General features: G+C 57.0%; 3 protein-coding genes and 1 pseudogene. All 4 read right to left on the bottom strand.

Going from position 1 to position 2,116, the window contains the following annotated elements; translation table 11 throughout:
• Nucleotides 1–485 (bottom strand): hypothetical protein (locus DMG62_24890; protein ID PYY19191.1); only part of this gene is annotated, 485 nt, incomplete at its 3' end.
• A gap of 58 nt (nucleotides 486–543) precedes the next feature.
• Nucleotides 544–1,032 (bottom strand): annotated as a pseudogene (locus tag DMG62_24885) (hypothetical protein).
• Nucleotides 1,033–1,154: 122 nt separating this feature from the next.
• Nucleotides 1,155–1,619, bottom strand: coding sequence for a (2Fe-2S)-binding protein (locus DMG62_24880; protein ID PYY19190.1), 465 nt, complete (start codon nucleotides 1,617–1,619; stop codon nucleotides 1,155–1,157).
• An 18-nt stretch (nucleotides 1,620–1,637) separates the two neighbouring features.
• A partial coding sequence (locus tag DMG62_24875) for a hypothetical protein (GenBank protein PYY19189.1) occupies nucleotides 1,638–2,116 on the bottom strand: 479 nt, incomplete at its 5' end.

Below are 2,116 nucleotides of genomic sequence, written 5' to 3'. Positions count from 1 at the left end.
GCCGGATCCACCTTCCACTTTTCCGCCGCAGCCGCAATGAGCATTTCCCGGGCGGATGCTCCGACTTGGCGCATCAGGTCAAAAAATGCCATCGTGCTCTCGCTGTTGCCGGTGAATTGCCAGTTGAGGCGCGGATTCCGGTAAGCATGAGCGGTGGGAGACATCTCCAGCTGAACACGAGCCCAGTCTGCACCTAACTCTTCTGCAAGCACCGCGGGAAGAGTAGACATGATCCCCTGTCCCATCTCGGCTTGAGAGGCAACGATGGTCACTTTGTTGTCGGGAGTAATACGTACCCACGAATTAAAGTGAATCGGCTCCGGGCCACTATCGACAGAAAGGGCGACGACCTTCCCATCGAACAGGCACCCCAGAATAAAGGCTGCTGACGTGCACGCGGAGATCTCAAGAAATTGCCGGCGGTTAATGGAGCCACTCTCGGTTGAATCCGACGTAGCGGACTCTTTGGGATTCTGCAGATTCATAGTTCCTCACTTCTCATCAGTTCATTGCCGAGTCGCCGCATTCCGCGGCGCCATCCCCTTATTGCGGACAGTAAGCCCCGGCATCGAGCCATGCAGTCACTGCAGAGACAAACTCTTCATGGGAAACCGGAGGAATGCTCCGACCGGGGCCGGGATTCCATCCCCAGTTCACGAACGGATCTTCGCCGACGTGCTCGATCAGCTGAGTTGGGTTTTTATTCCCGTTTGTCGCTGGGTCTCTGACACTCCGGCACAATTCGCCGATGGTTAGTCCCTGCCAGGCGAGCGGCATCGAAGGCGGAGGCAGCCTCCACCCGGTTCTACCCGGCGGTCCATGCAGCTGGCTCGAGTTTTCCTCCTGGTGGCAATTGCTGCATCGCATGGCAGGCGTTCCCCGGCCATCGCTGCCGCGTTTCACATTCATGTTGTGCGGAGTTCCAGCGTCACCCTGAAGGGGACTTTCGCCCGGGATGTGACAGTTCAAACATCGCGGACTCATCAGCACCGACGCCACCACCGCAAATGCCTGAATGGATGGTTGACGATCACCAGTAGTCTTTTCGACTCGCGCAGCGGAATTCTGACTTAACGCCTGCCAGACACCAAGCGCCATCGTAATTCCCAAAACGGGTATGACCACCTGCCATCTCAACTTCGTTCGCATGGGGTTCACTTCCCTTCCCGCATCAGCTCAGCCGCAAAGTGAACCGCTTGTCGAATTCGATGGTAGGTCCCGCAGCGGCAGATATTTCCCGAGAGCGCATCGTCGATCTCACCATCCGTTGGATTGTTGTTCGAGGTAAGCAGGACGGTGGCCGCCATGATCTGCCCGGACTGACAATATCCGCATTGGGGAACCTGCTCCTGAAGCCAGGCCCGCTGCACCGGATGACTTCGATCGGGAGAGAGTCCCTCGATGGTGGTTATGCGCTTACCGGCAGCGCGGGACAGCAATACCTGACACGAGCGCACGGCATCGCCGTCGAGGATCACGGTGCATGCGCCGCACTGTCCAATTCCACATCCGTACTTCGTGCCGGTCATCTCCAGGTGATCGCGCAATACCCAGAGCAGCGGGGTGCGAGGATCTGCATCGGTGGTTCTTTCCTGGCCGTTGATGAACATCTTTGTCATAGCAGGCAACTCTCCCAGTCAAAACCTGTAGGTAATCCACGGAGATATGAAACTCATGCTGTGGGTTCCGTGTACCGATTGCTCTTCAAAACGTGCGTTGAAGACGTAGATGTAGTTCAGATGTGCCGATACATGACGTGTGACCTGCCAGTCCACCTGCGCAATGGGACGGCTCCCCTCGTATCGCGATGAGACTCCATTGGCGGGAACGATGAGATTGCCGGGGATACCGTAGAGCCCGTCCCCGGCATTCTGACGCCAGTAAAATCCCCAGCCGGCTGATGCGGTCACCCATTCGGCAAACTGGAGTGCGACAGACGGCTCGAGTCGAATGGCATTGTTGGGGCCAAGAATCTGCGCTCTGCCGGAATATGTTCCGCTTTGGAACAGTGCGTTGAATGTCTGGAGATCCGGATCATGAGAATCTCGATCTCCACTGGCGATGTCGGTGGCAACCGCGACGCGAGGCCGGAAGCGAATTGAAGAAAACGTATAAG

Source organism: Acidobacteriota bacterium (assembly GCA_003225175.1).
GTDB lineage: Bacteria > Acidobacteriota > Terriglobia > Terriglobales > Acidobacteriaceae > Gp1-AA112.
This window is presented reverse-complemented; position numbering and strand designations above follow the sequence as displayed.